This is a genomic window from Kocuria sabuli, assembly GCF_040981185.1.
GTDB classification, from domain to species: Bacteria; Actinomycetota; Actinomycetes; order Actinomycetales; family Micrococcaceae; genus Kocuria; species Kocuria sabuli.
In genome coordinates, this window is sequence record NZ_JAVHZE010000109.1 from 1 (window position 1) to 535 (window position 535).

Annotated in this window: 1 protein-coding gene; it reads right to left on the reverse strand. The window is 59.1% G+C overall.

Annotation, left to right across the window (positions count from 1 at the left end; all coding sequences use genetic code 11):
* A partial coding sequence (gene gpM, locus RE027_RS18155; RefSeq protein WP_368809696.1) for a phage terminase small subunit occupies positions 1-535 on the reverse strand: 535 nt, incomplete at both ends.

Genomic DNA, 535 nt, shown 5'->3' on the forward strand with positions numbered 1-535 from the left:
GCGGGATCGGGTTTAGGCTTAAGCGCACGTTCAAGGCGTTCAATATCCTTTTTCACCCCGACCACCCGGTCTAACTGCATCGCGCGTTGCAGTTGCGGCAGCGCTTCACTCAGCCGGTCAGCATCGCGCAGCACATAGCCGGTCATTTTGTGCAGCTTCGCGCGCACGACATCCGGCATATCCGCCTGCTCAGTCAGACTGATGGTGTCGAGCAGGTGCGCCAGCTCAACAGGTTGCCCGGCATCACGCAGACGCTGGACTGAGAGCGCCACCTCTTCTGCCAGCAAACAGGCCGTGTTGCGCTTGCTGGCTGGCATGGTCAGTCCGTGGGGCAATGCGTAGCGGGCAACATCCAGCGCGCCTGCAATGTCGTCAGCATCAAGACGCCACAGCATGACTGTCATCAGAATGTCATCCTGAGAGCCTTTACCCTGCGCAAGCACGCCGCTGACCCACGGGGCATAGAACGGTAACAGCTCGCGTTTTTTGTCGGCCTTTCGCTCGATGGAGCTGATTTGTTTTAACGTGCGGGAGT